This window comes from Indioceanicola profundi, from assembly GCF_003568845.1.
GTDB lineage: Bacteria > Pseudomonadota > Alphaproteobacteria > Azospirillales > Azospirillaceae > Indioceanicola > Indioceanicola profundi.
In genome coordinates this window covers 1,158,268-1,184,194 of record NZ_CP030126.1, presented here as the reverse complement: position 1 = coordinate 1,184,194, position 25,927 = coordinate 1,158,268, and the positions used below count along the sequence as shown (strand labels likewise).

At 64.9% G+C, this 25,927-nt stretch carries 21 protein-coding genes; 9 read left to right on the top strand and 12 right to left on the bottom strand.

Going from position 1 to position 25,927, the window contains the following annotated elements:
* The first annotated feature begins 62 nt into the window (after nucleotides 1–62).
* Together DOL89_RS05570 and DOL89_RS05565 are read left to right on the top strand one after the other, a co-directional pair.
* Nucleotides 63–704: an ATP-dependent Clp protease proteolytic subunit gene (locus DOL89_RS05570; RefSeq protein WP_119678241.1), complete on the top strand. Its 642-nt coding sequence runs from the start codon at nucleotides 63–65 to the stop codon at nucleotides 702–704.
* 69 nt (nucleotides 705–773) lie between these two features.
* The gene (locus DOL89_RS05565; RefSeq protein WP_119678240.1) at nucleotides 774–1,421 is read left to right on the top strand and encodes an MOSC domain-containing protein; all 648 of its coding nucleotides are present in this window, start codon (nucleotides 774–776) and stop codon (nucleotides 1,419–1,421) included.
* A gap of 56 nt (nucleotides 1,422–1,477) precedes the next feature.
* On the opposite strand, the gene DOL89_RS05560 is transcribed toward DOL89_RS05565, so the two are convergent.
* From DOL89_RS05560 to DOL89_RS05525, 7 genes are all read right to left on the bottom strand, one after another.
* Nucleotides 1,478–2,398: a manganese catalase family protein gene (locus DOL89_RS05560; RefSeq protein WP_119678239.1), complete on the bottom strand. Its 921-nt coding sequence runs from the start codon at nucleotides 2,396–2,398 to the stop codon at nucleotides 1,478–1,480.
* Nucleotides 2,399–2,562: 164 nt separating this feature from the next.
* Nucleotides 2,563–3,576: an agmatine deiminase gene (gene aguA / locus DOL89_RS05555; protein ID WP_119678238.1), complete on the bottom strand. Its 1,014-nt coding sequence runs from the start codon at nucleotides 3,574–3,576 to the stop codon at nucleotides 2,563–2,565.
* Nucleotides 3,577–3,989: 413 nt separating this feature from the next.
* Complete coding sequence (locus DOL89_RS05545; RefSeq protein WP_119678236.1) at nucleotides 3,990–4,826, bottom strand: ABC transporter permease subunit; 837 nt, start codon at nucleotides 4,824–4,826, stop codon at nucleotides 3,990–3,992.
* 3 nt (nucleotides 4,827–4,829) lie between these two features.
* Nucleotides 4,830–5,810 (bottom strand): ABC transporter permease subunit, encoded by a 981-nt coding sequence (locus DOL89_RS05540; protein ID WP_119678235.1) that lies wholly within the window; start codon nucleotides 5,808–5,810, stop codon nucleotides 4,830–4,832.
* A 16-nt stretch (nucleotides 5,811–5,826) separates the two neighbouring features.
* Nucleotides 5,827–6,990 (bottom strand): ABC transporter ATP-binding protein, encoded by a 1,164-nt coding sequence (locus DOL89_RS05535; RefSeq protein WP_119678234.1) that lies wholly within the window; start codon nucleotides 6,988–6,990, stop codon nucleotides 5,827–5,829.
* 133 nt (nucleotides 6,991–7,123) lie between these two features.
* Entirely contained in the window at nucleotides 7,124–8,377 is a 1,254-nt protein-coding gene (locus DOL89_RS05530; protein WP_205574648.1) for a polyamine ABC transporter substrate-binding protein, read from the bottom strand.
* Nucleotides 8,378–8,537: 160 nt separating this feature from the next.
* Nucleotides 8,538–9,914 carry an aspartate aminotransferase family protein gene (locus DOL89_RS05525; protein WP_119678233.1) on the bottom strand — a complete coding sequence of 459 codons (1,377 nt, stop codon included), beginning with the start codon at nucleotides 9,912–9,914 and terminating at the stop codon, nucleotides 8,538–8,540.
* Between the two features lie 308 nt (nucleotides 9,915–10,222).
* On the opposite strand from DOL89_RS05525, the gene DOL89_RS05520 reads away from it, so the two are divergent.
* Nucleotides 10,223–11,026, top strand: a complete 804-nt coding sequence (locus tag DOL89_RS05520; RefSeq protein ID WP_119678232.1) for a crotonase/enoyl-CoA hydratase family protein — start codon at nucleotides 10,223–10,225, stop codon at nucleotides 11,024–11,026.
* A 3-nt stretch (nucleotides 11,027–11,029) separates the two neighbouring features.
* Here DOL89_RS05520 and DOL89_RS05515 read toward each other — a convergent pair whose 3' ends face one another.
* Nucleotides 11,030–12,373, bottom strand: a complete 1,344-nt coding sequence (locus DOL89_RS05515; protein WP_119678231.1) for a glutamine synthetase family protein — start codon at nucleotides 12,371–12,373, stop codon at nucleotides 11,030–11,032.
* Between the two features lie 248 nt (nucleotides 12,374–12,621).
* Here DOL89_RS05515 and DOL89_RS05510 point away from each other — a divergent pair, with 248 nt between their 5' ends.
* From DOL89_RS05510 to DOL89_RS05490, 5 genes are all read left to right on the top strand, one after another.
* Entirely contained in the window at nucleotides 12,622–13,992 is a 1,371-nt protein-coding gene (locus tag DOL89_RS05510) for a glutamine synthetase family protein (protein WP_119678230.1), read from the top strand.
* Between the two features lie 57 nt (nucleotides 13,993–14,049).
* Nucleotides 14,050–14,616 (top strand): hypothetical protein, encoded by a 567-nt coding sequence (locus DOL89_RS05505; RefSeq protein WP_119678229.1) that lies wholly within the window; start codon nucleotides 14,050–14,052, stop codon nucleotides 14,614–14,616.
* A gap of 107 nt (nucleotides 14,617–14,723) precedes the next feature.
* On the top strand, nucleotides 14,724–15,998 hold the full coding sequence (locus tag DOL89_RS05500) for an NAD(P)/FAD-dependent oxidoreductase (RefSeq protein WP_119678228.1): 1,275 nt from the start codon (nucleotides 14,724–14,726) through the stop codon (nucleotides 15,996–15,998).
* A 92-nt stretch (nucleotides 15,999–16,090) separates the two neighbouring features.
* The gene (locus DOL89_RS05495; RefSeq protein ID WP_119678227.1) at nucleotides 16,091–16,948 is read left to right on the top strand and encodes an alpha/beta hydrolase family protein; all 858 of its coding nucleotides are present in this window, start codon (nucleotides 16,091–16,093) and stop codon (nucleotides 16,946–16,948) included.
* Nucleotides 16,949–17,016: 68 nt separating this feature from the next.
* Nucleotides 17,017–17,823, top strand: coding sequence for a DUF2243 domain-containing protein (locus DOL89_RS05490; protein WP_119678226.1), 807 nt, complete (start codon nucleotides 17,017–17,019; stop codon nucleotides 17,821–17,823).
* A 6-nt stretch (nucleotides 17,824–17,829) separates the two neighbouring features.
* On the opposite strand, the gene DOL89_RS05485 is transcribed toward DOL89_RS05490, so the two are convergent.
* The 3 genes from DOL89_RS05485 to recA all read right to left on the bottom strand — a co-directional run bounded on the left by DOL89_RS05485 (nucleotide 17,830) and on the right by recA (nucleotide 22,752).
* A complete protein-coding gene (locus DOL89_RS05485) occupies nucleotides 17,830–18,678 on the bottom strand; it encodes an AAA family ATPase (protein ID WP_119678225.1) in 849 nt (282 codons plus the stop codon).
* A 93-nt stretch (nucleotides 18,679–18,771) separates the two neighbouring features.
* On the bottom strand, nucleotides 18,772–21,468 hold the full coding sequence (gene alaS, locus DOL89_RS05480) for an alanine--tRNA ligase (RefSeq protein ID WP_119678224.1): 2,697 nt from the start codon (nucleotides 21,466–21,468) through the stop codon (nucleotides 18,772–18,774).
* Nucleotides 21,469–21,675: 207 nt separating this feature from the next.
* Nucleotides 21,676–22,752, bottom strand: a complete 1,077-nt coding sequence (gene recA, locus DOL89_RS05475) for a recombinase RecA (protein ID WP_119678223.1) — start codon at nucleotides 22,750–22,752, stop codon at nucleotides 21,676–21,678.
* Between the two features lie 419 nt (nucleotides 22,753–23,171).
* On the opposite strand from recA, the gene DOL89_RS05470 reads away from it, so the two are divergent.
* On the top strand, nucleotides 23,172–23,633 hold the full coding sequence (locus DOL89_RS05470) for a hypothetical protein (protein WP_162937347.1): 462 nt from the start codon (nucleotides 23,172–23,174) through the stop codon (nucleotides 23,631–23,633).
* 16 nt (nucleotides 23,634–23,649) lie between these two features.
* Here DOL89_RS05470 and DOL89_RS05465 read toward each other — a convergent pair whose 3' ends face one another.
* The gene (locus DOL89_RS05465) at nucleotides 23,650–25,878 is read right to left on the bottom strand and encodes a hybrid sensor histidine kinase/response regulator (protein ID WP_225889909.1); all 2,229 of its coding nucleotides are present in this window, start codon (nucleotides 25,876–25,878) and stop codon (nucleotides 23,650–23,652) included.
* Nucleotides 25,879–25,927: the final 49 nt, after the last annotated feature.

Genomic DNA, 25,927 nt, shown 5'->3' with positions numbered 1-25,927 from the left:
AGCCCCAATTCCCGCTACGTCTCTAGCCGGACATTCCCGATTGCCTGAAGGAGCCGTTTCCCGTGCTCAATTCCCCCTTCCGCCTCGACGACGAAGAACAGCCGGAGACCCCGGATACCCCGGACAACGGCGGCAAGAAGGCCGAGACCCAGCCGGGTCCCTTCCAGGCCATCCAGCAGGCCCTGTTCAAGAGCCGCACCATCCTGATCTTCGGGGAAATCAACCAGAAGGTCGCGCAGGACACGGTGGCGCAGCTCCTGGCCTATGCGGCGGTGGGCGACGACGACATCAACATCGTCATCAACTCCCCCGGCGGCCATGTGGAGTCGGGCGACAGCATCCACGACACCATCCGCTTCATCAAGCCGCGGGTGAAAATCCTGGGCACCGGCTGGGTGGCCTCCGCCGGCGCGCACATCTTCCTGGGTGCGAAGCGTGAGAACCGCTTCTGCCTGCCCAACACCCGCTTCCTGATCCACCAGCCCATGGGCGGCGCCGGCGGCCGCGCCAGCGACATCGCCATCGAGGCGCAGGAGATCGTGAAGATGCGCAAGCGCATCAACACCATCATCGCCCGCGAGACCGGCCAGCCGCTGGAGCGGGTGGAGCAGGACACCGACCGGAACTACTGGATGAGCGCCGAGGAGGCCAAGGTCTACGGCCTGGTCACCCACATCGTCGGCACCCAGGCCGAGTTCGTCTGATCCAAGGCACATCGCATCGGCCAGGGCCGTCCTTCGGGGCGGCCCTTCCCATATCCGGAGCCCGCAACCATGCCCCGCATCCTCTCCGTCAGTACCGGCCGGGTCGAACCGCGGCTTACCCGCAAGGGCAATGAGGGCCGCACCGGCATTGGCAACCGGCCGGTGGACGGACCGGTGCGGATCGGGCGTTTCGGGCTGGAGGGGGATGAGAGCGCCTACCGCTCGCGCGAGCTCGGCGACACCGCCGTGCATATCTTCTGTGTGGAGAGCTATGCCCGGTTCCGCGAACTGGCCGGCCGCGAACTGCCGGTCCCCAGCTTCGGGGAGAATCTGACGGTGGAGGGCTATACGGAGCGGGAGGCCTGCGTCGGCGACGTGATCCGCGTTGGCACGGCGTTGCTGCGGGTGAACCAGCCGGTGATCCGCTGCTCCTGGCCGACCGTGCAGTCGGGCGAACCGCGCCTGACCAGATGGGCCACGCAGGAGGGGCTGACCGGCTTCTATCTGGATGTTGTGCAGGAAGGCGTCGTACAGGCTGGCGATGTGCTGGAAATCGTCAGTCGCGGGCCGGCGGACTGGACCGTCGCGGCCGTGAACGCCGTCTACTACGCCAAGCCGGCGGTACGCGCCGATGTGGATGCGGCCCTCGCCCTGCCCGAGTTGGCCGATCGCTTCAAAGCCGATCTCCGGGAGCTGCTGGAAAGGCTGCCGGTCTGAAAGAGGTTGGGACGGGGCGGCTTCGTTGGAAGCCGCCCTGCCCTGGCTGGCGATGCTTACTCGGCGTTGCCCATGGTGCGGGACAGACCGCCGCCCGTGAAGCTGGTCATGGTCGGACGCGGCATCTTCGCCGTGCCGTGTAGGCGCGGATCGGCCATGCCCAACTCCCCGATGTCGTCGGTCATCGGCTTCGGATTGCCGACATACTGGAATTCGCCCTTGCCGTCCGGCGTCGGGCCGGACGCCCAGCGACCCTGCTGGCTCTCGGTGCCCTGGCTGGAGTTCCAGAACTGGTAGGAGACTTCCTTCTTCTCCAGGTCCTGCGGGAAGCTGTGCGGAACCGGAGTCATCTCCAGCCCCTCTTCCTCAAGCTCGCGCATGGCGGCCAGCCACTGGTTCTGGTGCATGGTGTCGCGCGCCAACAGGAAGCTCAGCATGTCGCGCACGCCCGGATCATCGGTCAGGGCATAGAGGCGGGAAACCTGCAGCCGGCCCTGACTCTCTGCCGTCACATTGTAGCGGAAGTCCGCCAGCAGATTGCCGGACGCCACCACGTAACGGCCGTTCCACGGCACGCCGACGGAGTCCGCGGCCTGCGAGCCGCTGCCGGTCACGATGGCATGCTGGGGGTTCATGCCGGCCAGGATCGCGTCCTCGACACGCGCACCGCCAAGGACGGCGCCGATCATGCTGTCCTTGTTCGCCATCTCCTCGGCATCGACCGGCGACTTCTCAAGCAACCGGGCGATCATGGTGGCGATCATTTCGACGTGGTTGATCTCCTCCGTGCCGATGTCGAAGATCATGTCCTTGTACTTGCCCGGGGCACGGCAGTTCCAACCCTGGAACAGATAGGTCATCATGACCGAAATCTCGCCCCACTGGCCGCCTAGGATTTCCTGGAGCTGCTTGGCGTAGATCGGGTCGGGCTTCTCCGGCCGGGCGTTGTACTGGTATTCCTTCATGCGCAGGAACATCGAACGTCTCCTGTTCTGGACCATGGGCGCTTGCCCTGGGACCACAACAGGAGTTGCACGATGGGATGTCACTGCTCGCAGCTGCGCAATGGCGGCATACTCCACCAAATGCGCCAGTCGGCAACCCGGATGATTAGAATGATTTTAGGAAGCAGTGCCGGTGCTCAGGGCGCAGGCTGCTGCTGGGTGATACAGTGGATGCCGCCGCCGCCGCGGACGATGTCCAGCGCTGGAACCTGGACCACCTGCCGTTCCGGCCAGAGCTTTCGGAAAATCCGGTACGCCTCGTCATCGGCGGGGTCCTCGAAGGCGGGCATGACGACGCCGCCATTCGCTAGGTAGAAGTTCGTATAGGACAGGGTCAGCCGCACGCCATTGTACTCCTGCCGGGCGGGCGGGCGTACCGTTACGATCTCAAGCTCCCGACCGGCAGCGTCCCGGGCCATGGAGAGCCGCTCCAGATTGTCCTGGAATATCTTGTAGTTCGGATCGCTGGTGTCGTCGGTCGTGAGGGTCAGCACCACGCCGGGGCGGACGAAGCATGCGATCTCGTCGATATGCCCGTCGGTCTCATCCTGCTCATAGCCTTGCCCCAGCCAGATGATCTGACTGACGCCGAGATAGTCGCGCAGGTGCTGCTCGATCTCCGACTTGGATAGATGCGGGTTGCGGTTCGGGTTCAGCAGGCACTGCTCCGTCGTCAGCAGCGTTCCCTCGCCATCCACATGGAAGCTCCCGCCCTCCATGATCAGAGGGGCCTCGTACCGGGGCAGTCCCAGCCGTTCCATCACCCGCCGTGCAACATCCGTATCGGGCTGGAAATCGGCATAGTTCCCGCCCCAGGCGTTGAAGCCCCAGTCGACGCCGGCGACACCGCCCTTGCCGTCAACGACGAAGGTCGGCCCGTTGTCGCGCACCCAACTGTCGCTGAGCGGCATGGGCAGTATCTCGACACCCTTGCCGCAGGACAGGCTGGCATCTGCCACCTCCCCCTCGGGACAGATCATGGTGACGGGCTCGAACTGCGCAATCGTCTTCGCCACATCCGCGTAGGCGGCGCGAGCGGCATCCAGCCCGTTCAGGAACGTCTCCGCCCGGACGGGCCAAGCCATCCAGCAACGATCATGCGGCGCCCATTCGGCGGGCATATGGAAGCCGTCGGTGGCGGGGGTAGGCATGGCAGGCGATCCCTGTCTGAGAATTGTTTGGCGCTCAATGAAGAACGCCCCGGCGAAGGTAATCGCCGAGGCGTGCATCTGACAACCTGCCGGCCCGAAAAATGGCAACCGGCCAATGGTCGTTAAAGCTGACTGAAAAACAAATCCGGCCGATTCGCCTCAATCGCGGCGGGCGGCCTTTGCACTGTTAGCAGTAGCGGGCGTCGGCAGAAGAGCGCCGAGCCGCAGCATGGGAAGCATAAGGAAGAACCGCACGATACGGCCTATGAGTTGTTGCAGGTGGCCGTAATATAATTGCGCGGTTTGACCTGAGCCAGCCGGGGCAACGCCTGCCCCGGTCTGCGCGTCATGCATAGCTACAGCCGTTCCGGTTGTTCCACCGCATAACGGCAGCCGGAACGGCGGTCGGCGCGTCAGCTCCCCTGCGATTGCGCCATACGTTCATCCCGCTGCCGTGCCCTTTCCGCCCGGGCGTTCAGGATTCCGGCGATGAGGATGCCCACGGCGACAATGCCCACGATGATCGTCGCAAGCGCATTCACCTGCGGGTCGAGGCCGAGACGCACCTTTGAGAAAACGACCATCGGCAAGGTCGTGCTGCCAGGGCCGGAGACGAAGCTGGCTATGACCAGATCGTCCAGCGAAAGCGTAAAGGCCAACAGCCAGCCAGAGACGATGGCGGGAGCGATGATCGGCAAGGTGATGACGAAGAACACCTTGGCCGGCCGCGCCCCCAGGTCCATGGCCGCCTCCTCCAGGCTGGCATCCAGGCTGACCAGCCGCGACTGCACCACCACCGCCACGAAGGCCATCGTGAAGGTGATGTGGGCGATGACGATGGTGGTGGCGCCCCGCCCCTGCGGCCATCCGATCAACTGCTCCAGGCTCACGAACAGCAGAAGCATGGACAGGCCCAGAATCACCTCCGGCATCACCAGCGGTGCGGAGATCATGCCGGCGAACAGGGCGCGCCCTTTGAAATGACCGAAGCGGGCCAGAAGCATGCCCGCCATGGTGCCCAGGATCACGGCGCCCGTGGCAACGATCACGCCGATCTCCAGCGACAGCCAGGCTGCGTTCAGGAGTTGGGCGTTGTTCATCAGCTCCGCATACCAGCGGGTCGAAAAGCCGCCCCACACCGAGACGGACCGGGCGGAGTTGAAGCTGAACACGACCAGCAGAACGATCGGCGCATAAAGGAACAGAAGGCCGATCAGCAGGGAGATGCGCAGGAACCAGGAGCGGGGCATGGGTTATTTCCCCTCTTCGGCCTGACGGCCCTGAAGGTTCTGGAACAGCATGATCGGGATGACCAGGAACAGCAGCAGGGCAATGGCGACGGCGCTTGCCACCGGCCAGTCCCGGTTATTGAAAAACTCGGCCCACAGTACCTTGCCGATCATCAGCGTGTCCGGCCCGCCCAGCAGTTCCGGGATGACGAACTCGCCGGTCGCCGGAATGAACACCAGCAGCGAACCTGCAAGGATGCCGGGAACGGACAGCGGCAGCGTGATGGTCAGGAACGCCTTCCAGGGCGGGCAGCCCAGGTCGGCCGCCGCTTCCAGCAACGTGTTGTCCATCTTCTCCAGCGTCGCGTAGAGCGGAAGGATCATGAAGGGCAGATAGGAATAGACGATGCCGATATAGGCGGCCGTCGGCGTGTACAGCAGCTGCAGCGGCTGGTCGATGATCCCTACCGAGAGAAGAATTGCGTTCAGGTTCGCGGTCACCAGCCCGTCGTCACGCAGCAACACCACCCACGCATAGACGCGGATCAGGAAGCTCGTCCAGAACGGCAGGATGATCAGCATCAGAAGCGATGCCCGCCAGCTGGCATCCGCCCGCGCCATGGCATAGGCCACCGGATAGCCGATCAGCAGGCAGATCAGCGTGGAAAAGAAGGCGATCTTCAGCGAGCTGAGATAGGCGATGAAATAGAGATCGTCCCGGAACAGGTAGCTGAAGTTCCGGAAGCTGAGCTTGATGTTCAGCATCAACTCCTGCGCCGACCACTCGAACATCGGCGCATAGGGCGGGATGCGGATCACCGACTCCGAGAGGGCGATCTTCGCCACGATCAGAAACGGGATCAGGAAGAAGAGCAGCAGCCAGAAATAGGGGATGCCGATCACGGCTCCCCTGCCGCGCAATCCGACCCGGCCGAGCAGGGCCGACAGGCGGTCGCCGAAGCGGCTTTCATTGCTGCGGGAAGTACCAGTGCTCCGGTCCGGCATTCGTGCTGGTCCCCGCCTATTCCGTGAGAACGCTGCCCGCGAAGGGGCGCCAGCTCAGATACACCCGGTCCTCCCAGGCGATGGGCAGCTCCGTGCGGCGCGTCACATTGGGAGCGGTTACACGCACGCGCTTGCCGGTATCCAGATCGACGTCATAAATCGAGACGTCGCCCAGATAGGCGATCTCCCGCACGATGCCGCTGGTCTGGTTCCGGCCGCCTTGGGTCATGGGCGGCGGCTCCTTGGAGATCACGATCTTCTCCGGTCTGATCGCTACCCAGCAGGCTGTTCCTGCCCCGATATGGGCCGGGTGGTTGATGTAGAGGTCGCAGCCCGCCTCGTCCGAGCGGACCAAGCAGTGGTCGGGCTCGTTCTCCATCACCCGGCCCTCGAAGATGTTCACCGAGCCGATGAATTCGGAGACGAGGCGGTTGTTCGGCCATTCATAGATTTCGGTAGGCGTGCCCACCTGGGCGATATAGCCCTTGTTCATCACCGCGATGCGGGAGGACATGGTCATCGCCTCCTCCTGGTCGTGGGTGACGATGATGAAGGTAATGCCAACCTTCTCCTGGATGTTCACCAGTTCGAACTGCGTCTGCTCCCGCAACTTCTTGTCCAGGGCGCCCAGCGGCTCGTCCAGCAACAAAAGCTTCGGGCGTTTGACCAGGGCGCGGGCCAAGGCGACGCGCTGCCGCTGGCCGCCGGACAGTTGGTGGGGCTTGCGCTTCCCAAACTGACCGAGCTGGACAAGATTCAGCACCTCAGCCACTCGCTCTCGGATCTCCGCCTTCGGCAGGCGATCCTGATGCAGGCCGAAGGCAATGTTCCCCTCCACCGTCATGTGGGGGAACAGCGCGTAGGACTGGAACATCATGTTCACCGGCCGGCGGTAGGGCGGCACGCCCGTCATGTCCACGCCGTCGATGTAGATCTTGCCCTCGGTCGGGGTCTCAAAGCCCGCCAGCATTCGAAGCAGCGTGGTCTTGCCCGAACCGGAGCCGCCCAGAAGCGAGAAGAATTCGCCCCGGTAGATGGACAGCGACACGTCGTCGACGGCGACGAAATCGCCGAACTTCTTCGTGACCTTCTCAATCCGGACATAGGGCTTCTCGGCCGCACTCTTCCACGGTTCGGTCTTGAGTTGGGACTGCGTCCGGCTGGACTGGTTCTGTGACATGCGCGCTGGTTCCCTGCCGCCCTTCCCCGTGGCCCCGGCCACAGGTGCGGACACCGGCCCTCGAATGAAACTGAAACGCCCCGGCAAATCCATTGCCAGGGCGTTCCACCAAAATTTTCCGATCCGCTCTGGATCAGCGGCCGGTTTCGACCCTTGTCCAGGTACGGGTGCGGTCGCGGTCGGCCGACTGGCTGACCTGCTGCACCGTGAACATCTTCTCCTGCTGCTCCGGCGTGGGGAAGATCTTCTCGTTGTTCGCGATCTCCTGATCCATCAGCGGCTTCGAGGCCGGAACGGCATTGGCGTAGGCGACATAGTCGCTGATGCCCGCCATCACCTCCGGCTGGAGCACGTAATTGATCCAGGCATGGGCATTGTCCAGGTTCGGCGCACCAGCCGGGATGGCCATCACGTCGAACCAGATCTGCACGCCTTCATTCGGGATGAGGTAGTCGATGTTGGCGCCGGAACCGGCCTCCTCGGCACGGGCCTGGGCCTGGAACACGTCACCCGAATAGCCGAGCGCCACGCAGGCATCGCCCGTCGCCAGGGGGTCGATCACGGACGGAACGAAGGCCTTGATGTGGGGGCGGATCGCCAGCAGCGTCTCCTCCACCTTGGCCAGATCCTCCGGGGATTCCGAATTCGGGTCGAGACCGAGATAATGATAGACGGTGGGCAGAACATCGGTGGCGCTGTCCAGCAGCACGATCCCGCACTGCGCAAGCTTGGCCGCGTTCTCCGGATTGAACAGCATCTGCCAGCTGTCCATCGGGATGTCGGGCGCGACCTCCTTGACCCGGTCGACATTCACGCCGAGACCGATGGTGCCCCACTGATAGATGGCCGCGTATTCGTTGCCCGGATCGGTATCGGCGACCAGCTTCATCAGAACCGGGTCCAGGTTGGACAGGTTCGGAATTTTGGACTTGTCCAGCTTCTGGACGGCACCGGCCTGGATCAGCTTCGCCAGGGTCGGCTCCGCCGTCGGCACGATCACGTCATAGCCGGAATTGCCGACCAACAGCTTGGATTCCAGCGTCTCCAGATCGGTAAAGACATCGTACTGAACGGTGATGCCGGTCGCCTTCTGGAACTCGGCCACCGTGTTCTCACCGATGTAGTCCGACCAGTTGTAGACATTGACCTGCCCGCCGGAGCCGCCGGCCGGAGCCGCCGCAGGCGCTTCCGCGGTCTGGGTGCCGGCTGCGGGCGCCTCGGGGGCGGGAGCTTCAGCAGCCGGGGCCGGTTCCGCCTGCGGAGCCGGGGTCGTCTCGGCCTGCGGCTGGGGAGCCTGCGCCTGCTGACTCTGCGAATTGTCCTCGCCACAGCCAGCCAGCGCCAGCAGGGCAACAAAGCTCACGACACCAAGCGCATTCTTCTTCATCCGCACCCCCAAGAGATTGGTCAGTCAGGCCGCGGGCGGCGCTTACCACCCCGGCGTCCCGCATTGGCGAAATAGCATCCGTAAACATGCAGGATGTCAACGAAAAGGGGACAGTCGGCTCTACCCATCCGGTCGCATCCCCTCTTCCGGCCGCATAGGACTACAGAACACCAAGATCCCGGGCCGTCTCATCCAGCGACCGCCGGGCGAGTCTCGCCATCTCATCCGCCTCCTCATGGCTCAATGTCAGGGGCGGCGAGAACACGAGGCTGTCGCGGATGCCGCGCAGGATGACATTGTTGCGGAAGCAGTGATCGCGGGCGACCAGTCCGACCTTTCCGTCGCCGGGGAACCGTTCCCGCGTCCGCTTGTCTTTCACGATCTCGATCGCGCCGATCAGACCTTCGCTCCTGATCTCGCCAACAATCGGGTGATCGGCCAGTTCCTCCTCCAGCCGTCCGCGGAGATAGGGCCCGATATCGTCCCGGGCACGGTCGACCAGCCCTTCCCGCTCGATCACGGCGATGTTGGCGAGCGCCACGGCGCAGGCAACCGGATGACCTGAATAGGTGAAGCCGTGATAGAACTCGCCGCCTTCCTCAATCAGCGTCTCCGCCACACGGTCGCCCACCATCACCGCGGACAGCGGCACGTAACCGGACGTGATGCCCTTCGCCAGCGTCATGAAATCCGGCTTGATGCCGTAGCGCTGGCTCCCGAACCACTGTCCCAGCCGTCCGAACCCGCAGATTACCTCGTCCGCGATCAGCAGGACGTCGTGTTCGGCGCAGATGCGCTGAATTTCCGGCCAGTAGCTGTCCGGCGGGATGAGCACGCCGCCGGCCCCCTGGATGGGTTCGCCGATAAAAGCGCCGACATTCTCAGCCCCCAGCTCCAGGATCTTCTGCTCGACTGCCCGCGCGGCGAGGCGGCCGAACGCTTCCGGGTCCATGCCGTTCGCCAGCTCATAGGTGTAGGGCGGCATTACATGGTGGAAGCCCGAGAGCGGCAGGTCTCCCTGGCTGTGCATCACCGGCATCCCGCCCAGCGAGGTGCTGGCCATGGTGGTGCCGTGATAGCCGTGGACCCGGCTGATGAACGCCTTCTTGGTGGGCTTGCCCTTCAGGTTCCAGTAGTGCCGGACCATGCGGACAATGGTGTCGTTCGCCTCCGACCCGGAATTGGCGAAGAACACCTTGGACAGCCCGTCCGGCGTGATCTCCGCCAGTTTCGCGGACAGCTCAGCCGCGGGCGGCGTCGTGGTCTTGAAAAAGGCGTTGTAGAAGCCGAGCTCCATCATCTGCCGATAGGCGGCATCGGCCAGCTCCTTGCGGCCATAGCCGACATTCACGCACCAGAGGCCGGCCATGGCGTCCAGGATTCGGTTGCCTTCCGAATCCCAAATCCAGCTTCCCTCGCCCTTCGTGATCAGGCGGGAACCGCCTGCAGCCGACAGTTCCTTGAAGTCTGTGAAGGGGTGCAGGTGATGGGCGTCATCGAGTTTCTTGAGGTCGAGATTCGTCAGCGTAGCGGTCATGGCTTTGCGTCCGTCGCGGAAAGGGATAGTTCAATGCGGGCGTGCGTCAGGCCTCAGACCGGCGGATTGAATCCGATCCTGGCGCAGAGCAGCAGCATCTCCTCCTTGCGCGTGCGGGCGTGGTACAGCATCCCCAGCCAAACCGTTGCTCAAGCCTGCTTGTCCATACAGGGCATATCATGGCCCGCCCCTCCCGTGAACCCTCGCCCCCGCAACCAGGTGGGCGGGCCTTCGGCACCCCGTTCAGGACCGTGACCGCCTGTGTCTGACGGGTTACGCTTCCCCGCACGCCAACCGTGGGGCGAAGCATGCCGCCGACACCCGTCCGGATCGACCGCAAGGGTCCTGTCACCACCGTCGTCCTGTCCCGACCGGAAGTCCGCAATGCCGTGGACGGTCCGACCGCAAAGCTGCTGGCGGATGCCTTCCTGGCGTTCGAGCGGGATGAGACGGCGCGAGTGGCCGTGCTCTGGGGCGAAGGCGGTACATTCTGTGCCGGCGCCGACCTCAAAGCTATTGCCGAGGGACGCCCAAATCCGCTGGTTCCCCCCGGAACGGGAATCGATGACGCCCCGCTTGCTCCCGACGCGCCGATGGGGCCGACGCGCCTGCGGCTGTCGAAGCCGGTCATTGCCGCTGTGGAAGGCCACGCCGTTGCCGGCGGGTTGGAGCTTGCATGCTGGGCCGATCTGCGGATCGCTGCAGAGGATTCCGTTTTCGGCGTCTTCTGCCGACGCTGGGGCGTTCCCCTGATCGATGGCGGCACGGTACGCCTGCCGCGGCTGATCGGGCACAGCCGCGCCATGGACATGATTCTGACGGGACGGCCGGTCGGGGCGGCCGAAGCCCTGTCCATGGGGCTGGCGAACCGGCTCGTTCCGCCAGGACGTGCCCGTGCGGCGGCCGAGGAACTTGCGGAAGCGATTGCCGCATTTCCGCAGGGCTGCCTGCGCTCCGACAGGATGAGCGCGATGGAACAATGGAGTCTGGATACGCAGCAGGCCATGGCCAACGAGTTCGCCCGCGGCCTGGATATCCTGAACAGCGGTGAAAGCGGAACCGGCGCCGTCCGGTTCAAGGACGGCGCCGGCCGTGGCGGCAGCTTCGAGTGACGCTCAGACGTTCAGCAGCAGGTTCTCACGCTCCCAGGAGCTGATGACCCGCTGGTACGCCTCGTACTCCGCCTGCTTCACATAGCTGACGGCATCCACGAAGCGTTCGCCGAGAACCTCCTTCAGCGGCTTGCAGGCGTTGAACTTGTTCAGCGCATCCGCCTGATGGCGAGGCAGGGAGAAGGCCAGCCGGTGGGCACTGCCCTTTACCGGGTCGGACGGCTCCAACTGCTGCATCACGCCCAGATAGCCGCAGGCCAGACTGGCCGCGATGGCCAGATACGGGTTGGCGTCGGCGCCCGCCACCCGGTTCTCAACCCGCCGCGCCTCGGGCGGGCTGACCGGCACGCGGAAACCGGTAGTGCGGTTGTCGCGGCCCCAATGCACGTTGATCGGCGCGTCGGAGCCTTGCACCAGACGCCGGTAGCTGTTCACATTCGGCGCCAGCATCGGCATCGCATAGGGCAGATACTTCTGCAGCCCGGCGATGAAGCTCATGAACATCGGGGTGTCGCTGCCATCGGCGCCGCCAAACAGGTTCCGGCCGCTCTCCTTGTCCACCACGGACTGGTGGACGTGCATAGCGCTGCCGGGCTCGTTCTGCATCGGCTTCGCCATGAAGGTGGCATAGACATTATGCCGGATTGCCGCCTCGCGGACTGTCCGCTTGAACAGGAACACCTGGTCGGCCAGGGCCAGGGCATCGCCATGATTGAAGTTTATCTCGATCTGGGCGGCGCCGGCTTCATGGCTCATCGTGTCCACGTCGATGTCCTGCTTGTCGCAGAACTCGTAGACATCCTCGAAGATCGGGTCGAACTCGTTGACCGCGTCGATGCCGTAGGCCTGCCGGCCGCTCTCCTGCCGACCGGAACGCCCGACAGGCGGAACGAGCGGATAGTCCGGGTCCTTGTTCATTGAAACAAGGAAGAACTCCAGCTCCGGCGCCACGATGGGCTGCCAGCCCTTGGCGTCGTATAGATCGAGCACGCGCTGAAGCACATAGCGCGGCGAGATGTCGACCGGGCTGCCGTCCGCATAGAGGCAGTCGCAGATCACCTGGGCGGTCGGCTCCGTGTACCAGGGCACGGCGCGGATCGTCTCTGGATCGGGGATCATGTAGACGTCCCAGTTCTCGGCGCTGGTGACGTCCTCCTCCTCGGGATATTCGCCGGTCACGGTCTGCACGAAGATGGACTCCGGGAGCCGGAGACCGCGGTCGCGCAGAATGCGAAGGAATTTCTCCGCCGGCAGGATCTTCCCGCGGGCGATGCCCGACATGTCGGGCACAAGACATTCAACCTCGGTGATGGACCGAGAACGGATAAAGTCTTCTAAGGTACTCATGAAATCGCCGCGGGTTGGCGGCCCTGTCCGCAAAGCATGCGAACGGACTGAAGATTACGTGGGTGCGCCCGCAGCCCTCCGCGTTGTTGCTGGGAAGTCCAGTATAGGGGCAGAAGCCGGGGGGCGGGCAAGGGGTCTCACGCCATCTTCCACCCGCATTCTCCTTTCGGGCGGGGGGAAGACGCCCATTGACAGGGGCGGGATCGCGCGCCGAGCATGCGGCACTCCTCAGCCTGTATAGACCGGCCATGACCGAACACCCTGTATCCCGCGAAATCCAGGATTTCCTGACCCGGCACCCCGACATCACGGCGGTGGATGTGCTGCTGCCTGACCTGTGCGGCGTGTTCAGGGGCAAACGGGTTCCCGTGGATGAACTGGGCAAGGTCATGACGGACGGGGTGGCCCTGCCCGGCTGCACCTTCGCCGTGGACATCACGGGCGAGACGATCGAGGAGACCGGCATGTCCATCGAGCGGGGCGTGCCGGACCAGACCTGCATGCCGGTTCCCGGAACGCTGGCGCCGGTACCCTGGGCAGCCCGGCCCCTGGGGCAGATGATGCTCACCATGCGCAGCCCGGACGGAAGCCCCTACCCGCTCGCCCCACGCTCGCTGGTGGAGAGGCTGGTCGGCGAGCTGGCGGATCGCGGTCTCACTCCGGTTATCGCGGTGGAACTTGAATTCTATCTGCTGGCCGGTGGCCGCGGATCGGATGAGCCGCCGCGCCCGCCGGTGAGCCCGCGCAGCGGCCTGCCGCAGGATCGCACGCAGGTCTATGGCCTTGCCGAACTCGAGGATTTCGAGGCGGTGCTGGACGACATCACCGCGATGGCCCGTGCCCAGGGCATCCCTGCCGGCACGGCCATCGCTGAATACGGTCCCGGCCAGTACGAGATCACACTGCACCATGTGGCCGATGCGCTGAAGGCCACGGACGATGCCGTGCTCTTCAAGCGGGTGGTAAAGTCGGTGGCGCAGCGCCACGGCTTCGAGGCCACCTTCATGGCCAAACCCTATACCGATCAGGCCAGCAGCGGCATGCATGTGCATATGAGCGTGCTGGACTCCGACGGCCGCAACATCTTCGCCGCCGAGGCGCCGGAGGGTAGCGAAGCGCTCCGACACTGCATCGGCGGACTGGCGGAGACCCTGCCCGCCTCCATGGCGCTTGCTGCACCGGGGGCCAATAGCTGGCGGCGTTTCCAGGTCGGCAGCTACGCCCCCACGGTGGTCACCTGGGGCGTCAACAACCGCACCGCCCCGCTCCGCATTCCCGCCGGCCCGCCGGAGTCGCGGCGGGTGGAGTACCGGATCGCCGGGGCCGACGCGAATCCCTATCTGGTCGTCGCGGGTCTACTGGCTGGATTGCTGCACGGCCTCGACAGCAAGGCCGATCCCGGCCCGGCTACGGAAGGGAACGCCTATACAGCCTCGGCGCCGAAGCTGCCCGCTACCTGGGAATCGGCTTTGGAGCTATTCGGACAATCCAGCGTCCTGCGCCGGTGGTTCGGGGACGAATTCGTGGATGTCTACCGGATCACCAAGCTGGCGGAGCGGGACAAGTTCGCTGCGGTGGTGACCCCGCTGGAATATGCCTGGTACCTCCGTTCGTCCTGACGGCCATGCCGCCCGGCCGGCTTGCCCCGCCGGCCGGGCTGGGGCACTCTGCCCCGCATGCTCGACCTCTTCTCGAACAACACCGTTATCATCGGTGTGATCATCGCCGCGGCCGTCTATCTGGCGCTGCGCATCTTCGTCAGCTTCCGCTGGACCGTTTCCCGACGCGGCAAGGGCCGAAAGCTGGAGGATACGGAGGCGCTGGGGCATCTGGCCGACATCCATGCCCTGGCAGTGAACCTTGAAGCGGCGTCCGCCACCGCCCGCACCCTCCAGGATCAGACCTCCGGCACGCCCGATGCGCCGTTCGAGGTTGAGCGGTTGAACTTCGACCTGCCGTTCCGGTTCCAGGGCGACACCCGCAAGCTGGAGAAGCTCGCCCCGCCCTATGGTCCGCTGGCCGCATTGGCTGCCCGCAAGGCCCAGAGCCTGCGGTTCCGCATGCTGGACCCGAACTGGGAGCCGGCGCAGCGGCGTGAAGGGCTGGACACCAGCCGGATCTATGCCCGCATGGCGAAGGACTTCACCCTGGCCGCAAGCCAGGCCCGCCGGGCGGAGCGGATGCTCAAGGACACAACGGACAGCCCCACCCGCCGCGCCCGCGTGCGCCAAGGCAAAACCTAGGCCGCTCGACGCGTCCGGCGTTGACTGGACGCGGGATCGCGGCGGGATGCCGGACCCCGCTCCGCCGCAGTTCGCCCATTGCTCCTTGCGACCGACGGAACCGCCCCATGCCTAAGCCCCATGCTCCCTCCTGGTATGCCGCCACGGCCAACGAATCACCTGCACGTCCTCCGCTGGCGGGGAATGTGGAGGCGGATGTCTGCATCGTCGGCGCAGGCTATACCGGGCTGATCACCGCCATTCATCTGGCTGAACGCGGCTACAAGGTCGTGGTGCTGGAGGCGGAACGGGTCGGCTGGGGAGCGTCGGGACGTAATGGCGGACAGCTCATCACCGGGTACAACAAGCCTGTCGACACGCTGAAGCGGTGGGTCGGCGAGGATGACGCCCGCCACCTGTGGGAAATGAGCGAAGAGGCCAAGGGCATCGTCGCCGGGCTGGTGGACCGCTTCGACATCGATTGCGACCTGCGTTGGGGCTATCTGCTGGCCGGCATCAAGCCGCGTCACATGGATGAGTTGCGGCTATGGCAGGAGGAGTTGCAGGGGCTCGGCTACGATCGCACCCGGCTGATCCCGCGGGAGGAAATCAGGTCTCTGGTGGACAGCCCGACCTATGTCGGCGGGCTGGTGGATGAGGGGAGCGGGCAGCTCCATCCCCTGAACTACGCCATCGGTCTTGGCCGCGCGGCGGAGAGCCTGGGGGTCGTGATCCATGAGGAGTCCAAGGTCACCCGCGTTGATACGGGAGCCGAGCCCTGGGCCCAGACGGATCGCGGGCGGGTCAGGGCGAAGTTCCTGGTGCTCGCCGGGAACGCCTATCTCGGCGGGCTGGTGCCGAAACTCCGCCAACGGATCATGCCCGTCGCGACCTACATGATCGCGACGGAAGTCCTGGGAGAGAATCTGGCCACCTCATTGATCCCGCCCGGATATGCGGTTGCCGATGTGAATTTCGTGCTGAACTATTTCCGCCGGTCAAAGGATCATCGCATGCTGTTCGGCGGCGGAGTCAGCTATTCCGGCCTGGACCGGCCGGACCTGAAGCGGTCCCTGCGCAGCACCATGATAAAGGTGTTCCCGCAGCTCCGCGATGCCGCTGTGGATTTCTGCTGGGGTGGCCATGTCGCCATCACCATGAACCGCACGCCCCATCTTGGCCGGATCAGCGACACTACATTGTTCGCCCAGGGCTACAGCGGTCATGGCGTGGCGCTTACAGCCGTGTGCGGACGCATCCTGGCCGAAGCAGTGGCCGGACAGGCCGAACGCTTCGACGTCTTCGCCCGCATTCCCCATGCTCCTTTCCCCGGTCCGGGCCCGCTGAAGACTCCGGCCCTGGTCCTGGCCATGATGTGGTACCGACTGCGCGACCTGCTGTAGAGCAGCTCTGTACCCCTCCACGTCCTGCCAAGCGGACCTTGATAGAACGACCGTTCGTGTTTTAATGGTCCGCCCATGGCTGGACCAAGACGATGACCGAGACTGACTGCCCTGTAGATGTCCCCTGCCCCGATGGAAGGCTGCTCGCCGGGCGGCTGCTTCTTCCGGATGCTGAGCCGGCGGTTGCCATCGTCCTGCACGGGGCGACAGGCGTGCCGCGGGACTATTACGCCCGGTTCGCCCGTTGGGTCGCGGACACTAAGCAGGCGGCTGTGCTGATCTACGACTATCGCGACAGCGGCCACTCCGCCCGCGGACCCGTGCGTGCTGCCCGCGCCACAATGGGCGATTGGGGAGTGGTGGATCAGAATGCCGCCCTGGACTTCATCTGCCATGAGTTCCCGGACCTCCCGGTTGAAGTGATCGGCCATTCGCTGGGCGGAATGTTCCTGCCGTTCCACAGCCAGGCCGGTAGGGTGCGGGAAATGATTGCCGTCGGGTCCGGCCCAGCCTATTGGCGCCGCCATCCGCGGGGATTTCTGCCTCAGGTACTGGCCTTCTGGTTCCTGGCCGGCCCGCTTCTGACCAGGATCATGGGGTACATGCCCGGCAGGCTGCTGGGCATGGGGACTGACCTGCCGGCCAATGTCTATTGGCAATGGCGTCGCTGGTGCACGTCCCGGCGCTTCTACCGGGTGGACTGGGGCAAGACCCTGCCGAATCCCGATCCGGCGCGGGTCACCTGCAAGGTGCGGCTCATTGGCGTGCTGGACGATCCCATGATCCCGCCGCCCGTGGTCCGCGACCTTGCCGCCTTCTATCCCCATGCTGATGTCCGGCACCAGGTAATCGCCCCGGCAGATGCCGGCGTGCGTGCCATCGGGCATCTGCGCGTCTTCTCGGAGCGCTGCCGGGCCGCTTGGCCCCTGGTTATCGGCACTGCCGTCTGACGGAACCTCGCTGAACCCGCGGCCATTGAACCTGTGGTGCCCTTCGGGCCGCAGGAACGAGCAGCCGCATGACGACCGCGCCATCCCGTACAGCTTCCTCCCAGCTTCGCCGTTTCCAATGGGCGGGCTATATGCTGGGCTTCGGTCTCGGCGGATTCTTCGACGGCATTCTGCTGCACCAGATCCTGCAATGGCATCATCTGTTGAGCGGCGTGGACGGAGCCAACGGCGATCTGCGTACCCTGGTTCTGGCCGATGGGCTTTTCCACGCGCTGATGTACGTGATCGTCGCAGCCGCCCTCTGGCTGCTCTGGCAGGCGCGTCGACTGACAACCGTACCCGGCACCGACCGGCTTCTGTTCGCCAATGCCCTTATCGGCTTCGGGGCTTGGCATATCGTGGATTCGATCCTGTCCCACTGGGTGCTGGGCATCCACCGCATCCGCATGGACAGTTCCTCGCCCCTTCTGTGGGATCTGATCTGGTTCTTCCTGTTCGGTGTGGCGGCGGTTGCGGCCGGCATCCTGATCCGTGTTCGCGGCATCGAAGAGGATGGTCAAGGCGGGCCGGGGCGGAACGCGGCGAGAGTTGCTGTCATTGCCGCCATAATTCTCGGAGCCGGAGCCGTTTCCGCACTCCCGCCCGGCGATGGCGGCCCGGTCATGGTGCTGTTCCGGCCGGGCAGCAGCCCCACCGATGCCTTCCATGCCGCCGCCGCTCTGGATGGTCGGGTAGTCTGGAATGATCCGTCGGGTCAGCTCTGGGCGATTCAGCCGGGACCAAACCACTCGCCACTGACCCTTTACCGCCACGGCGCGCTGCTGGTCGGAAACGGCATTCTGCCGGCCGGCTGCTTCAACTGGTCCCGCGTCTGAGGACGGTCAGCCGCCCTGTCGCCGGGCCAGGAACGCCAGACGCTCGAACAGATGCACATCCTGCTCGTTCTTCAGCAAGGCGCCGTGCAGCGGCGGGATCAGCTTCTTGGGATCACGGTCGCGCAATGTGGCGGCATCCACATCCTCCACCAGCAGCAGCTTGATCCAGTCCAGCAGCTCCGACGTGCTGGGCTTCTTCTTCAAGCCCGGTATCTCGCGGACTTCATAGAAGATGGTCAGCGCCTGGCGCAGCATCTCCTGCTTCAGGTCGGGGAAATGCACATTCACGATGCGGCTCATCGTGTCGGCATCGGGGAAGCGGATATAGTGGAAGAAGCAGCGGCGCAGGAAAGCGTCCGGCAACTCCTTCTCATTGTTGGAGGTGATGATGACCACCGGGCGCTGCTTCGCCCGGATAGTCTCTCCCGTCTCGTAGACGAAGAACTCCATCCGGTCGAGTTCCAACAGCAGGTCGTTCGGGAACTCGATATCGGCCTTATCGATCTCGTCGATCAGCAGGACAGGCGAATCCTCGGCCTCGAACGCCTCCCACAGCTTGCCTTTGCGGATGTAGTTCCGGATGTCCTTGACCCGCTCATCCCCTAGCTGGCTGTCGCGTAGGCGGGAGACGGCGTCATACTCGTACAGGCCCTGCTGGGCCTTGGTGGTGGACTTGATGTGCCAGGAGATCAGTCGCCGGCCGAGCGCCGCCGCAACCTCTTGCGCCAGCACAGTCTTGCCCGTCCCCGGCTCCCCCTTTACCAGCAGCGGCCGCTGCAACGTCACCGCGGCATTCACTGCTACCCGCAGGTCGTCCGTGGCGATGTAGGAGGAGGTGCCTTCGAAACGAACCATGCTGACTTCCTTGTCGTGGGTGGGGCAGAACTCGACGTTCCTGCGGAGAGGATGCCGGGCCGTCCTGAAGCTCGGCCCGACCTGCGGAACACGTCAGGCCGCGGCTGCCACGGCCTGACTCACAGCGGTCTCGATCTCGGCCACGGCGTCGTCGGCCTTGCCACCATCCGGGCCGCCGGCCTGAGCCATGTCAGGGCGGCCACCGCCGCCCTTTCCGCCCAGGGCAGCAGCGCCGACCTTGACCAGATCGACGGCGCTGATCCGGCTGGTCAGGTCCTCGGTCACCCCCACGACGATTGACGCCTTTCCATCCGCGACGGAGATCACAGTCACCACGCCGGAGCCGACCTGCTTCTTCATCTCGTCCGCGAAGGGTTTCAGATCCTTGGCCGGCAGGTCGGCAACAACTCGTCCGATGAACTTCACGCCGCCAAGATCCTTGGCAGCCGGAGCAGCAGCAGTCCCGCCGCCGCCAAGCGCCACCTGACGGCGGAGGTCGGCCAACTCGCGTTCCAGCTTGCGGCGCTCCTCCACCAGGCTCGCTACCTTGGCCGGAACCTCGGCGGGCGGAACCTTCAGGGCAGACGCCGCCTGCTGCAGCCGTGCTTCCTGCTCCTCCAGATATTCGAACGCGCCGCGGCCGGTCAGGGCCTCGATGCGGCGGATGCCGGCGGCGACAGCGCCCTCGTTCACGATCTTGAACAGGCCGATATCGCCGGTACGGCGAACGTGGGTGCCGCCGCAGAGCTCGACGCTGAACTCCTTGTTCGCGCCTTCCTCCATGCCGCCCATGGAGACCACGCGGACTTCGTCTCCGTACTTCTCGCCGAACAGCGCCATGGCGCCGAGCGCGATGGCTTCATCCGGGGTCATCAGGCGGGTCGTCACGTCGGAATTGCCGAGGATACGGGCGTTCACCGCCTCCTCCACGGCGCGGATGTCCTCGGCCGACAATGGATTCGGCTGGGAGATGTCGAAGCGCAGCCGCTCCGGCGCAACGAGCGAGCCCTTCTGCGTCACATGCTCGCCAAGGCGGCGGCGCAGCGCCTCATGCAACAGGTGCGTGGCCGAGTGGTTGGCACGGATGGCGGCGCGCCGGGTGGTGTCCACCCGCATTTCCACCACGTCGCCCACGGACAGGTTACCCTTGGTCACTGCTGCAGCATGGGCGAAGACCGCCCCCAGCTTCTTGGTGGTGTCGCGCACAGTGACCTCGGTGCCCTCGCCCGAGAACATGACGCCGCTGTCGCCGACCTGCCCGCCCGATTCGCCGTAGAACGGGGTCTGGTTGACGACGACGATCACGTCCGTGCCAGCCGCGGCAGAGGTCAGCCGCTCACCAGCAGGCGTCAGGATGGCCGTGACCTGACCTTCCGCCACCTCGGTGTCGTAGCCCAGGAACTCGGTCGCGCCGACCTCCTCCTTCAGTTCGAACCACACCTTTTCGGTCGCGGCCTCGCCGGAACCGGCCCAGGCGGCGCGCGCCTTGCGGCGCTGCTCCTCCATGGCGGCGTTGAAGCCGTCCACATCCACCGGGCGCTTCTTGGCGCGCAGCACGTCCTGTGTCAGGTCCAGCGGGAAACCGAAGGTGTCGTAGAGCGTGAAGGCCACCTGGCCCGGCAGAGGGTCGGTGGGGGAGAGCTTCTCCTCCTCATCCGCCAGCAGCTTCAGCCCGCGGTCCAGCAGAGCCTTGAAGCGGGTTTCCTCCGTCCGCAGGGTCTCGGTGATCAGCGGCTGGGCACGTTGCAGCTCGGTATAGTGACCGCCCATCTCGCGCACCAGGGCAGGAACGAGCCGGTGCATCACCGGGTCCTTGGCGCCCAGGATATGGGCATGGCGCATCGCGCGCCGCATGATCCGGCGCAGCACGTATCCGCGACCCTCCTTGGAGGGCGTGACGCCGTCTGCGATGAGGAAGGCGGAGGCGCGCAGGTGGTCGGCGATGACCCGATGGCTCACCGCATGCGGGCCGTCCGGCGACGTGCCCGTCGCATCGGCCGAGGCGAGAATCAGGGCACGGAGAAGATCGGTGTCGTAATTGTCGTGGACCCCCTGGAGCACGGCGGTCAGCCGCTCCAGCCCCATGCCGGTGTCGATGCTGGGCTTCGGCAGGCTCAAGCGCTTGAAGCCGCCCTCCCCGTCCGGCACCTGCTCGTACTGCATGAAGACGAGATTCCATATTTCGACGAAACGGTCGCCATCCTCATCCGGGCTGCCCGGCGGGCCGCCGGCGATGTGAGGGCCGTGATCGTAGAAGATCTCCGAACAGGGGCCACAGGGGCCGGTGTCGCCCATCATCCAGAAATTATCGGAGGTCGGAATGCGGATGATCTTGTCGTCGCCGAATCCGGCCACTTTCTTCCAGATGGCCGCCGCCTCATCGTCCGTGTGATAGACGGTGACGCACAGCTTCTCCTTCGGCAGGCCGAATTCCTTGGTGATCAGGTCCCAGGCGAACTTGATCGCATCGTCCTTGAAATAGTCGCCGAAGCTGAAATTACCCAGCATCTCGAAGAAGGTGTGGTGCCGAGCGGTGTAGCCGACATTTTCGAGGTCGTTATGCTTGCCGCCGGCGCGGACGCACTTCTGCGAAGTCGTGGCGCGGCTGTAGGGCCGCACCTCCTGCCCCGTGAAGACGTTCTTGAACTGCACCATGCCGGCATTGGTGAACATCAGCGTGGGGTCGTTGCGCGGCACCAACGGCGATGAGTCCACCACGGCATGGCCTTGGGACTTGTAGTAGTCCAGGAAGGTGGCGCGGATGTCGTTGGCGGTCTTCTTGCTGCTCATGATGCCGGCTCTGGTCCGAAGCTTGATGCAAATGCGACGGGCGTCGCAGGAACGGAGGTTCTACCGTGGCAACATGGGGACTGTCCACGCCCTGGGACAGAGGATGATGATTACCGGCACCGGACTGGGCGCGCCTGCGCCGTCCATCCTCACGCCGCGCAAAGAAAAACGCCCGGCCGATGTGGCCGGGCGTTTGGGTCTGCCGGATCAATCCGGGCTGGAAGCGTCGGCGTCGGCTTCCGGGGTGCCCATCATGGCGCCGGCGACGATGCCGGCATTGGCCCGGACCTTCTGCTCGATGGCGCCGGAAATTTCCGGGTTGTTCCGCAGGAACGTCTTGGCGTTCTCGCGGCCCTGGCCGATGCGGGTGCCATCATAGGAGAACCAGGCGCCGGACTTCTCCACCACGCCGGCCTGGATGCCGAGGTCGAGCAGCTCGCCCACTTTGGAGACACCCTCGCCATACATGATGTCGAACTCCACCACCCGGAACGGCGGGGCCATCTTGTTCTTCACCACCTTCACGCGGGTCTGATTGCCAACCACCGTGTCGCGGTCCTTGATCGCGCCGATACGGCGGATGTCCAGACGGACGGAGGCGTAGAACTTCAGGGCGTTGCCGCCCGTGGTCGTCTCCGGATTGCCGAACATCACGCCGATCTTCAGGCGGATCTGGTTGATGAAGATGACCATGCACTTCGACTTGCTGATCGAGCTGGTCAGCTTGCGGAGCGCCTGGCTCATCAGGCGGGCATGCAGGCCGACATGGCTGTCGCCCATCTCGCCTTCCAGCTCGGCCCGCGGAACCAGTGCGGCCACGGAGTCGATCACCAGCACGTCGATGGCACCGGAGCGGACCAGCGTGTCGGCGATTTCCAGCGCCTGCTCACCGGCATCGGGCTGGGAGATCAGCAGCTCGTCGATGTCCACGCCCAGCTTGCGGGCGTAGGACGGGTCGAGCGCATGCTCCGCGTCCACGAAGGCGCAGACGCCCCCGGTCTTCTGGGCCTGCGCGATGGCGTGCAGGGCCAAGGTGGTCTTGCCCGAGCTTTCCGGACCGTAGATCTCGATAATGCGGCCACGGGGGAAACCGCCAATGCCGAGCGCGATATCAAGGCCCAGCGAGCCGGATGAAATAACGTCAGCCTCGGTCGGCAGCTCGCGCGTGCCGAGTTTCATGATCGAACCCTTGCCGAAGGCACGTTCGATCTGGCCGAGGGCGGCGTCGAGGGCTTTTTGTTTGTCCATGGGTGTTTCAACCAGACGCAGTGGAGCTGCCGACATGTGACTGTCTCCCCTTCCTTCTCGCACGAGCCATGCGGGTGTTCAACTCGCATGGAATGTACCGTGTTTGTTCTTCGCCGCCAAGCGAATTCGTTTTCGTTCTGTTCTCATTCAGGCGAACGGAACGGAGGCTGTGGCTGCACAGAACGCGACAGTGATGGAAGTCGACAGATGGGTGGTGGGACCCGCCGGAAGGCTGGGGTGGACGGCGGAGGGGGGATCACCGTCCTGAGGCCCGCCGGCGGGGGACCCTTGATATGGGTGTCCGACCAGCCTGAACAAGGCGCGAACACCCCAGCCGAGTCGATTTGGCCGGGGATTCTCGACAGTACGAAACGCCTATCCCGCCCGCTGCCAGGGACCCTGAAGGCTGCCAGATTGTTACCACCTGGATAGTCACGAAATGTGAGGAGGCCGGGATGCTACCATTGCTCCGGACCACAGGGCTGGCCGCCCTTGCCGTCCTGCTGACCACGCCTGGCGCAAGCGCGCTCGCCCAGAGCGCGCTCGACGACCGCGGCTGGTACGCCCCTGCCGGCCGGGGCCTGGAGCCGCGCGGTCCGAGTTGGAGCGGCACGGCAGCGGGTTCGATGCCGACCGACCCTTATGAAAGGCTCTACGGTCGGGAGCGGGAGCCGGAAGTCGCTCTGGGAACGCCCCCCGCCGGCCTCATCACCGGTCTGGACTCGCCGCTGCTGGGCGGCGACCCCTATGCGGTGCAAGGAATTCCGGGAGCCCCCTTCCCCGATCTCCGGTCGATCACCACGCCGAACCTGGGCGCGGCGGACCCGGATGTTCCGGGCTACTGCCAGCCGGCCGCAACGCCGGGCGCGTCACAGCTCTGCCTGACGCCGGAGGGGGACTGGGTGGAACGGGAATAATGGAAGCGGTCGCGCTTCAGCCCGACATGACTTCCTTCACCTTGGAGGCGAGTTGCTTCAGGCTGAACGGCTTGGGCAGGAACTCCAGCGTTTCACCGTCGTCCATGGCGCTCCGGAACCGGTCCTCGGTATAGCCGGAAATGAAGATCACCTTTATCTCCGGCCGGAACTTCCGGACTTCCTTGATCAGGGTCGGTCCGTCCATCTGCGGCATCACCACATCGGTGATGATGAGATCGATCTGCACCCCGTCCTTGCGCAGCAATTCAAGCGCCTGCTCGGCATGCCGGGCTTCCATGACGTGATAGCCCTTGTTGCGGAGCGCCCTGGCGCCGAACACCCGCACCGCGTCCTCATCCTCCACCAGCAGGATCGTTCCCATACCGGTCAAGTCGGCCGGCGTGCGCTCCTTCGCCTCCGCGGCGGCGGCGGTCTGGACCGTTTCCACATGGCGCGGAAGGAAGATGGAGAATGTCGCGCCCTCGCCCGGTACGGAGTCGACGAACACGAATCCGCCCGTCTGTCGCACGATGCCGTAGACGGTAGAGAGCCCCAGGCCGGTGCCCGACCCGATCTCCTTGGTCGAGAAGAAGGGCTCGAAAATCCGCTGCAGATTCTCCTTCGGGATGCCGCAGCCTGTATCCTGCACCTCGACCACCACATAATCGCCGGGCGGCATCACTTCCGTCTGCCGGTTCACGGGCTTTTCGGCGGAGAAATTCGATGTGGTGATGGTCAGGCGCCCGCCGCCGGCCATGGCGTCACGGGCATTGACCGCCAGATTGATGATCACCTGCTCCAACTGGCCCTGGTCCACCTTCACAAGCCCGAGATCGCGCCCGTGGACCATCCGCAGCTCGATGTTCTCACCGATCAGGCGGCGCAGCAGATTTGACAGCTCTCCCAGCACATCGGTGATGTTCAGCACTCTGGGCTGAAGCGTCTGCTGCCGGGAGAAGGCCAGAAGCTGCCGGACCAGGTTCGCGGCCCGGTTGGCATTCTGTTTGATCTGCATGATGTCGATGAAGGAATGGTCGCCCGGCTTGTGCCGCAGCAGCAGCAGGTCGCAGAACCCGATCATCGCGGTCAGCAGATTGTTGAAGTCGTGCGCCACGCCGCCGGCGAGCTGGCCAATGGCCTGCATCTTCTGCGACTGGGCGAACTGGGCTTCCAAGTTCTTCTGCCCCGTCATGTCGACGACGTGCAGGATGAGGCCCGGGACGCCAAGATCGCCCTCCGCATCGAACCGGCGGACATAGATGTTGACCACCGGCCCGCCAGCCCCGCCGATCCGTACTTCCAGCGGCTGGTCCGGAGTAACGTCCCCGCCCCCGCCAACGGCCGAAAGTCTGGCCACAAAATCCGCCCGCTGGTCGCGCGGCACCAGCAAGGCCACGGACTTGCCGCGTATCTCGTCCAGGGACTTGGCGGCAAAGGACTGGAAGGTCTGATTACAATCCACCAGCTTCAGGTCGGGGTCGACCAGGGCGATGCCGATTGGGGCGAACTCGAAGAAGCGGGAGAAGCGGTGCTGCTCCCGCGCCAACTGCATCCGCAGTTCGGCAGTGTCGCCGGCCTGACGGATCAGCGTCACCGTGCGCTGCCCTCCATCCTCCGGTAGGTCGATCTCCATCAGCATGGCAAGCAGGGTGGTTCCATCTGCCCTGCTCAGCAGTAGCTCCGCCTCCCGTTCGGGGCGCGGGGTCAAAGCGTGGGTCGGCAGGTTCCCTGGACGGCCGGCGATCAGATCATGTAGCGGCCTGCCCACCAGGTCCGCCTCCTCCCGGCCCAACCACTCGGCCAGCCGCCCGTTCACGGACAGAATGCGCCCGTCCCCGGCAGTTATGACCATGCCGATGGGGAAATGCTCCGCCAGAATGGCGACGGCATCGGCGATGCCCGGCGCCCGTCCGACCGACGGCGCAGGGGCCAGCTGTTCCGGCGGCGTCTCTCCCGCCGCAGCCTCTGCCTTCCAGGCCGGCTCATCCGGTTCCGGCCGCAGGTCCGGGAGTAAGCTGTCCGGAGCCGGCCGGACCGCCCGCTTCCGCATCAACAAGGCCGATGCGGTCACACCGACGGACAGGACGAGCAGCCCCGCAAACGCGACAGAAGAGCTGAGCATTCCGACCAGTGCGAAGACCGACAGCGCGACTGCCAGCAGCCCCAGCACAAGGATGAGGACCGGAAGATTGGGCGCGGTCTGTCCGGTGGAATTGCGGGGATGGAACGGGCTGTTCTGGTGCAATCTGGGTTTTCCCGGACTCTGCGCGTCTGCCGCCCTCCAGGGGTCTGCG

Excerpts from the sequence above, each read along its gene's own strand:
- DOL89_RS05535 (WP_119678234.1), bottom strand. The coding sequence starts at position 6,990 with ATGTCACAGAACCAGTCCAGCCGGACGCAGTCCCAACTCAAGACCGAA.
- DOL89_RS05545 (WP_119678236.1), bottom strand. The coding sequence starts at position 4,826 with ATGCCCCGCTCCTGGTTCCTGCGCATCTCCCTGCTGATCGGCCTTCTG.
- DOL89_RS05540 (WP_119678235.1), bottom strand. The coding sequence starts at position 5,810 with ATGCCGGACCGGAGCACTGGTACTTCCCGCAGCAATGAAAGCCGCTTC.
- DOL89_RS05520 (WP_119678232.1), top strand. The coding sequence starts at position 10,223 with ATGCCGCCGACACCCGTCCGGATCGACCGCAAGGGTCCTGTCACCACC.
- DOL89_RS05505 (WP_119678229.1), top strand. The coding sequence starts at position 14,050 with ATGCTCGACCTCTTCTCGAACAACACCGTTATCATCGGTGTGATCATC.
- DOL89_RS05470 (WP_162937347.1), top strand. The coding sequence starts at position 23,172 with ATGCTACCATTGCTCCGGACCACAGGGCTGGCCGCCCTTGCCGTCCTG.
- DOL89_RS05500 (WP_119678228.1), top strand. The coding sequence starts at position 14,724 with ATGCCTAAGCCCCATGCTCCCTCCTGGTATGCCGCCACGGCCAACGAA.
- DOL89_RS05485 (WP_119678225.1), bottom strand. The coding sequence starts at position 18,678 with ATGGTTCGTTTCGAAGGCACCTCCTCCTACATCGCCACGGACGACCTG.
- DOL89_RS05495 (WP_119678227.1), top strand. The coding sequence starts at position 16,091 with ATGACCGAGACTGACTGCCCTGTAGATGTCCCCTGCCCCGATGGAAGG.
- DOL89_RS05560 (WP_119678239.1), bottom strand. The coding sequence starts at position 2,398 with ATGTTCCTGCGCATGAAGGAATACCAGTACAACGCCCGGCCGGAGAAG.
- DOL89_RS05510 (WP_119678230.1), top strand. The coding sequence starts at position 12,622 with ATGACCGAACACCCTGTATCCCGCGAAATCCAGGATTTCCTGACCCGG.
- DOL89_RS05565 (WP_119678240.1), top strand. The coding sequence starts at position 774 with ATGCCCCGCATCCTCTCCGTCAGTACCGGCCGGGTCGAACCGCGGCTT.
- alaS (WP_119678224.1), bottom strand. The coding sequence starts at position 21,468 with ATGAGCAGCAAGAAGACCGCCAACGACATCCGCGCCACCTTCCTGGAC.
- DOL89_RS05530 (WP_205574648.1), bottom strand. The coding sequence starts at position 8,377 with ATGAAGAAGAATGCGCTTGGTGTCGTGAGCTTTGTTGCCCTGCTGGCG.
- DOL89_RS05525 (WP_119678233.1), bottom strand. The coding sequence starts at position 9,914 with ATGACCGCTACGCTGACGAATCTCGACCTCAAGAAACTCGATGACGCC.
- recA (WP_119678223.1), bottom strand. The coding sequence starts at position 22,752 with ATGTCGGCAGCTCCACTGCGTCTGGTTGAAACACCCATGGACAAACAA.
- aguA (WP_119678238.1), bottom strand. The coding sequence starts at position 3,576 with ATGCCTACCCCCGCCACCGACGGCTTCCATATGCCCGCCGAATGGGCG.
- DOL89_RS05515 (WP_119678231.1), bottom strand. The coding sequence starts at position 12,373 with ATGAGTACCTTAGAAGACTTTATCCGTTCTCGGTCCATCACCGAGGTT.
- DOL89_RS05490 (WP_119678226.1), top strand. The coding sequence starts at position 17,017 with ATGACGACCGCGCCATCCCGTACAGCTTCCTCCCAGCTTCGCCGTTTC.